Genomic DNA, 6,874 nt, shown 5'->3' on the forward strand with positions numbered 1-6,874 from the left:
AATATAATAATTTTATCAATTAATTAATCTAAAAAACATTACCAAATCGGAGCGGGATTTTATGGATGAAGAATTAATAGAATTTATTAAAGAATATCATAAATGTATGCATAAATGGAATTTCGCTTTGGAGTATTATTCAAAAAAAGAAGGCATTTCCTACACGACATTTAAAATTTTGGGAGTTATTTTTAGCACTGAAAATTGCACTCAAAAAGATATATACGAAGTAATTTCTATACCGAAGCAAACTATAAACGCCGCCATAACCGATTTTTATAAAAAAGGATATTTAAAACTTATAGAACCGCCCGAAGACAGAAGAGTAAAGATTATTAGCCTTACGGAAAAAGGCAAAAAATATGCGAAAGGCATTTTTTCAAAGGTTATGGATTGCGAATGCAAGGTAATAAACGAAATTGGAAAAGAGAAAATAAAAACTTATATTAACGCTATGAATTCCTATGTAGAATTATTGCTTAAATCTATAAAAGAATTATATTAAAATATAAGAAATTTCTAAATTATATTATTAAATATTTTACCTTTCTTTTATTTAGAGGTTTATAATATTAGTCTATAAATAGAATATATAAATATATATAAACTATAAATAGTTAAAATATTTTTAGAATATATTATAATAGACTAATTGTTAAATATTATCAAAAGGAGATTATTATGGATACAAGTTAAAGAAAATTTAATAAATTAAAAATTAAGGAGTAAAAAATGCTCAAAAAAATTTTGGAATTATAAAATTATTAATTTAAGGAGAAAATAAAAATGAGATTAAAATTAATAATCATAACTATTTTAATAATATCTTGCGGAACGGTTTTTCCTCAATTTGAATTAGACTTTCTTGTAAAAAGCGGTTTAGTTGAGAGTTTTAGCGATAAAATTGACATAAACAACGACACTTACTTTTATAAGAAAGAATTGAATTTGCAATTGGGTTATAAATTCGCCGCAAATAAAAATCTCTTTAAGGGAGTTAGTTTATTATTCGATTTTGGAACGAGCGGAAATCCAATTTCTTATTCTATATCGAAAAACGATAAACATACGGTAAACGGAAATTTGGGGATTTTTACGGGATTGGCTTTAAAATTTATATTCAGTCCGAGTTTAAACTCCAAGCAAGATTTGGTTTTGGGCGTTGCTTCGGGAGCGAGATTTATTCCCGTTGTAGATTATTTGGACACAAAATTAAATAAAACTCCAATATCGCCTTATGTAAAATTATTTTTCGAGGATAGAATATACGGAAACGATAAATTTGCTTTTGTAGTTGGATTTGGCTTGTATTACGAATATATGATTTTCGATAAGAGCGACAGCATGAAACTTTTTGGCGTTAATAATGTCAAACAGCATCATTCTATAGGCGAAATGATTACGCTTGGCTTCCATTTTGGAAAACGCTAATAAATTAAACGATTAAAAATCATAACATTAAAAAAGGATTGTCTATTTATTTAGTCAGTCCTTTTTATTTAGTCATTGCTAATTTACTTTTATGTTTGTCATTGCGAGCCAAAGGCGTGGCAATCTCTTTTTTGTGGATTGCTTCGGCATGCCTACGGCAGCCTCGCAATGACTATTTTTTATAATTGATTTTTATATTTTTTTTGTTATCATAATTATTATGAATATTTCGGTAAGATTGCATAACGCCATAAATAACGATTTTGATTTATTGGATTTGAATTTAAATAAAGAAAATTCTAAATTAAATTATAAAATAGAAAAAAATAAAAACGGTTTGACTATAGCCTATAAAAATAATAGAGCGGTTCATAGTAAATATAATATTGAAAACGAATGCAAAATTGCGTTGGGTAAGATTAATAAAAATAAAAATCTTCTTATAATTTACGGCTACGGTTTGGGTTATATAGTTAAATATTTGATTGAAAATATAAACGAATATTTTAACGAAAAAACTTTGGAAAGTTTGAAAATAATCGTAATAGTCGAAGACACGATTTTATTTAAATATTCTTATTATAATATTTTTAATACGGAAAAAGAAAATATTTTTTTTATTCACGGCGAAGACAATATAGATTATATAAATAAAATTATCGATTATAAAAAAGTAAACGGAGTAAGTTTGGTTTTGCTTCCGTCTCTTACGAAAGAAGAAAAAGACAAAGCGAATAAACTTTACGAAAGAATACTCAATAATATCGAGAGAGAATTTTCAAATATATGGACGAATTTATATTTTGAAAATATTTGGACAAAAAATATAATATTTAATAGCGAATATATAAATAAATCCGCCGATATTTCCGTTTTCAAAAACGCGTTTAAAAATTTTAAGGCTTTGCTAATTTGTCCAGGTCCCACTTTGATAAATTATATAGAAAAAATAAAAAATAACAGAGAAAATCTAATAATAATTTGCGTTGATACGAGCTACTCCGTGTTATGCAAACATGGAATTATTCCAGACTTCGTCATAACCGTTGACGGAGGATTTTTTAATTCTTTAGATTTCGTCTATATAGAAGAAAAAAAATTTCCTTACTTGATAATGGATATAGCCTGCAATAAAATTATTCCAAAAATTATTTTAGATAAAACAAATATAATAAGATTTTCTTCGACAGCCGATTTGGGAATTGTGGAATATTTAAAAAGATTTTCAAATATTTCTTCGCTTACAACTTCAAGCACGGTAGCGACAACGATGATAGATTTCGCTTATTATACGAGTTTCGATAAAGTTCTTTTAATCGGTTTTGACAATAGCTATCCTTATTATCAAAGACATATTCGGCACGCGCTATCTTACGAATATATGATTAATAAAACGAATAAATTAAAAACAATGGAATCATATTATTTTGACGCGATAAAAAATAATTCAAATATAAATGTTTATCCGCCGACAGAATTTATTTTTGAAAATCAAATAGAATATTTTAAAGAATTAAAAAATAAATATTCTAAAATGTTTATAAGAAGAATAAAATCCGATGCGATTGATATAAATTCTTTTGAAGAAGATATTATAGAAAATTTTACCGAAGATAACGCTCGAGAAAAAGTTTTGAATATAGCCGAAAAATTATACAAAAAAGAAAATTCAAATAATATAAAAAATTCGTATATTGAATTAAAAAATATTTTGGAAGAATTTAGAAATATTATTTTAAGTTATAACAAATCCAATGAAAAAAATTATAACGAAATAACTAATACTATAAAAGAATATCAAAAAAAAGCGCCGATACTAAAAAATATTTTATCCGCGGCGCTTATAATGAGCGAGCGAGGAGACAACGATATTAAAGAAAAAGTTAATTTTTTGCTTTCGGAAAGTTTGAAAAATGTAAATTATTTTTTAACGAGAATTGATATCGTTATAAAGAAATTATAATCTCAATTCAAAATAATATTTCTAAAATTCCGCTTTACAATTTTTATTATTTATAGTATATTAAATCAATTAGTTTTAATTAATTTAATTGACAGGAGATTTAAATGTCCGAAAATATAACAAATGCAATGAATAAAAAATTAAGCAAGAAATACGCGATTCTTTCGTCTATAATAATAATTTTAGCCATAATTTTAATATTAACTCTATTCTTAAAAAACAGGGGTTATTCTTTACCGACTTTGAAAGCGATTAATTCTGGCATAACCGAAATAAGAATAAATAGAGGAACGAACGAAAACTCTTTAATAATAAAATTGGAAGACGGAAAATGGACTGTAAACGAAAAATATAAAGCCGATTCGGACGTTGTTGCAAGTATGACGAACGCTCTTAATTCTATTCAGCCTGTGGAAATAATTTCGAGAGGAGACGCCGAAGCTGAAGATAGAGAAAAATATAGACTTTTGGACGATGAAACTATAAATGTTATCGCTCTTGACGGCTCTTCAAAAGAAGTTAGGAATATAAGATTCGGAATGAAATCGACACTCGGAGAAAATGTATATTCCCAAATTGATAAAGATAAAAATATATATCTGCTCGGAAATTTATCCTCAAATCCTAAAGACATTTTCGATAAAAGCGAAGACGATATTATAAATAAAACGATTTCGTCAGCGCGAAACGATTCTATAAATAAAATTATAATTTCTTACAATAATAGAGATTATACTTTGGAAAAATCGGAAGACACTACAAATTGGATAAAAGATAATAATTCGATAAGCATCAACGATTTATACGGACAAGTTTATACTATAGCCAACTTAAAAGCGGACGGCTTGATAAAAGAAGATTTGGATAAAAATTCCGTTTTGTATAAAATTGAAATATCCGCCGATTCAAATGTTTTATCTTACGAGATTTTGAATAAGAATAATACAAATAATAATTATGAAGTGTCGCTTGAAAACGATAACAACAGATATTATATAACGGACGCCACTTTTACAAATTTGAAAGAAGCGATTGATAATATTATAAATAAATAAAATTAAAAATAAAAATTAATTCATATCCGTTCTGTCTAAAATGCTTCTTGCCAATGAGCGAGAGTCGGCATTTTCTATATCGCTTGAAAGAGAGATTCCGTAAGTTATTCGGGTTATTTTTCCTTTGAAAGCATAATAATCGTTATTTCTTAAAGTTTTATATATATAAGACGCCGTAGTGTCAGCCTCCAAAGACGCGCTAAAAGCTATTATTATTTCGTCTATATTATCGTTTAATCTTTCGATAAGTTCTTTTATTCTTATGTCGCTTATTCCTATTCCTTTAATAGGCTCGATTAAACCGCCCAAAACATGATAAACTCCGTCATATTCTTCCGTTTTTTCTATGGCAAGCATATCGGGATAGGATTCCACAACGCATATTTTCTTTTTATCTCTTCTTTCGCTCGAACATATCGGGCAAATATTATCTTCGCTTAAAGAATAACATTTTGAGCATAGTTTTATATTTTCATGAAGCGAGGATAAGGCTTTTGAAAATTCTTCCAAATATTCTCTGTCGCTTTCAAACAAATATAAAGCGAGTCTCATTGCCGTTCTTCCGCCGATTCCAGGTAGCCGAGATATTATTTGAGCGAGTTTGTCTAAAGAAGGAATTATATTCAAAATCGATTCTCTTTTATTCGATTATTTAATCGTCTTTATCGTTATTTTTATCCAATTCGTCCATCATACTGTTTACTTTCGACATAATATCGGGACTTATCGAATCTAAAGAAAAACTTAAAATTGGCTTTCCGTTTTCAAATCGAACCGAAGACATTTTTGCCAAATCTCCAAATATTTTATTTAAGTCTTTAGCGTCAAATTTCATTTTATCGTCATTTGGATTCAATTCTTTTATTTTCGCAATCGCTTCGTTTACGCTCGAGGTTAGCATTTCTTCCAAAAGTTCTTTCTGTTCTTTAACGAGCATACTTTCGTCAATATTTAAATCCGTTATAATGTAAGATTTGTCTATAGTTAGCGATATAAGATTTGCGGGCGAGCTATATTTAATAAAATTGTCGTTCATTTAAAATCTCCTGAAATAATTATTAAGTATATATCTTTTTTTATTATTTATCAATGTTTATATATTTTAAAAAATTATCTATTTTTTTTGATAAAATATAAAATTATTATAATTGACTTTTTTAAATATTTTTGTATATTTTTAAAGAATTATAAATACAAGGAATTTATTATGAAAAACTTAAATAAACTATTTGTTATTTCAATTCTTTTGATTTTCAATATTTCGCATTTGCAAAAAATGATTTTGAATTTATATTAAATGTTCCACTTGGAGCAAGTTATTCTATTATTTCGCAAAATATGAAAGATTATGGAATAAAAAATTCTTTCGGCTTTGACGTTGGGATTAACGCTCAATTTGGCGGTATGTTTCAAATTAAAGATGGTTTCGGTATAAGCGTTTTGGGAGACATCGGATATTTGCATGATGATTATAAAATTAAATATTATTATAAAAATTTGGAATATTATTATTTTCGTTATGATGGCATTCAAATAGGATTATTGACAAAATTAATGTAAGAGGATTTTCAATAGGGATTGGAGGCGGAATAAACTTTCCCATATTTGGCTATTGGAATTATACTTATAAAGATGATTATTCGCCAGTTTCTTATTATTCATATTCTGTTGCAAATAATGAAAGTATTCCAGACGGCAAAATGTTCGGGTGGACTGATGCCACTATGTCAGCAGACGATATAGGAGCAAAAGGCAAACCTTATTATGTTATACCTTATGCAAAATTGACTTTCGATTATTCTATTTTCTTTACTCAAAAATGGGCTGTGAATGTCGGTTTATATTGTAGATATGATTTTTTACCTAAAAATGAAATACATTATTCAGATGGCGTGGAAAAACCAAAAAATTACGGAACTTTAAATTTTGGAGTTCAATTAGGTTTTAGATTTGGACCGAGAGTTTAAAAATCAATACATATTTTTTATTTTAAATAAAATAAGTTAAAAATCAAACATTAACCACAGAATTTACTCTTTCATCAGTTATAGCCTTTGTAGGACATTTCGCTATGCTTTCGTCCGTAAGAGAATAATCTTCATAATTAACTATAGCGAGATAATTATCGATTTTCATTCCGCCTTCTTTTGTCGCTTTAACGCAGATGCTACAGCCGATGCATGCTCTGTCGCAAGATTTTTTGGCAATAGGACCTTTATCTTTCGATTTGCAATAAACATGAAATTTTTGAGAAACGGGATGAATTTCTATGAGTTTTTGAGGGCAGGCTTTTACGCACATATTACAAGAAACGCATTTATCTTCGACAATAATCGGTATTCCCGTCTCGCTTTTGATAATCGCTCCAAATTCGCATGCTTTCATACAATCGTAAAAACCAACGCAACCGTAAGAACAGTCTCTA

General features: G+C 27.8%; 9 protein-coding genes. 6 read left to right on the forward strand and 3 right to left on the reverse strand.

Annotation, left to right across the window (positions count from 1 at the left end; translation table 11 throughout):
- Window positions 1–61: 61 nt before the first annotated feature.
- The 4 genes from EZH24_RS05190 to EZH24_RS05205 all read left to right on the forward strand — a co-directional run bounded on the left by EZH24_RS05190 (window position 62) and on the right by EZH24_RS05205 (window position 4,449).
- Window positions 62–505, forward strand: coding sequence for a MarR family transcriptional regulator (locus EZH24_RS05190; RefSeq protein ID WP_137998073.1), 444 nt, complete (start codon window positions 62–64; stop codon window positions 503–505).
- A 281-nt stretch (window positions 506–786) separates the two neighbouring features.
- Window positions 787–1,431, forward strand: a complete 645-nt coding sequence (locus tag EZH24_RS05195) for a hypothetical protein (RefSeq protein WP_137998074.1) — start codon at window positions 787–789, stop codon at window positions 1,429–1,431.
- Between the two features lie 220 nt (window positions 1,432–1,651).
- Window positions 1,652–3,394, forward strand: a complete 1,743-nt coding sequence (locus EZH24_RS05200; RefSeq protein WP_137998076.1) for a motility associated factor glycosyltransferase family protein — start codon at window positions 1,652–1,654, stop codon at window positions 3,392–3,394.
- A 104-nt stretch (window positions 3,395–3,498) separates the two neighbouring features.
- A complete protein-coding gene (locus tag EZH24_RS05205; RefSeq protein WP_236847078.1) occupies window positions 3,499–4,449 on the forward strand; it encodes a DUF4340 domain-containing protein in 951 nt (316 codons plus the stop codon).
- A gap of 15 nt (window positions 4,450–4,464) precedes the next feature.
- Here EZH24_RS05205 and recR read toward each other — a convergent pair whose 3' ends face one another.
- Together recR and EZH24_RS05215 are read right to left on the reverse strand one after the other, a co-directional pair.
- Entirely contained in the window at window positions 4,465–5,076 is a 612-nt protein-coding gene (gene recR, locus EZH24_RS05210) for a recombination mediator RecR (protein ID WP_137998078.1), read from the reverse strand.
- A 25-nt stretch (window positions 5,077–5,101) separates the two neighbouring features.
- The gene (locus EZH24_RS05215) at window positions 5,102–5,485 is read right to left on the reverse strand and encodes a YbaB/EbfC family nucleoid-associated protein (protein ID WP_137998079.1); all 384 of its coding nucleotides are present in this window, start codon (window positions 5,483–5,485) and stop codon (window positions 5,102–5,104) included.
- A 302-nt stretch (window positions 5,486–5,787) separates the two neighbouring features.
- Here EZH24_RS05215 and EZH24_RS05220 point away from each other — a divergent pair, with 302 nt between their 5' ends.
- Window positions 5,788–6,009, forward strand: coding sequence for a hypothetical protein (locus EZH24_RS05220; protein WP_137998081.1), 222 nt, complete (start codon window positions 5,788–5,790; stop codon window positions 6,007–6,009).
- A gap of 140 nt (window positions 6,010–6,149) precedes the next feature.
- Window positions 6,150–6,416, forward strand: a complete 267-nt coding sequence (locus EZH24_RS05225) for a hypothetical protein (protein ID WP_137998082.1) — start codon at window positions 6,150–6,152, stop codon at window positions 6,414–6,416.
- Window positions 6,417–6,459: 43 nt separating this feature from the next.
- On the opposite strand, the gene EZH24_RS05230 is transcribed toward EZH24_RS05225, so the two are convergent.
- The coding region (locus tag EZH24_RS05230; RefSeq protein ID WP_170310837.1) for a 4Fe-4S dicluster domain-containing protein at window positions 6,460–6,874 on the reverse strand (415 nt) is incomplete at its 5' end.

Source organism: Brachyspira catarrhinii (genome assembly GCF_005518285.1).
Lineage (GTDB): Bacteria > Spirochaetota > Brachyspiria > Brachyspirales > Brachyspiraceae > Brachyspira > Brachyspira catarrhinii.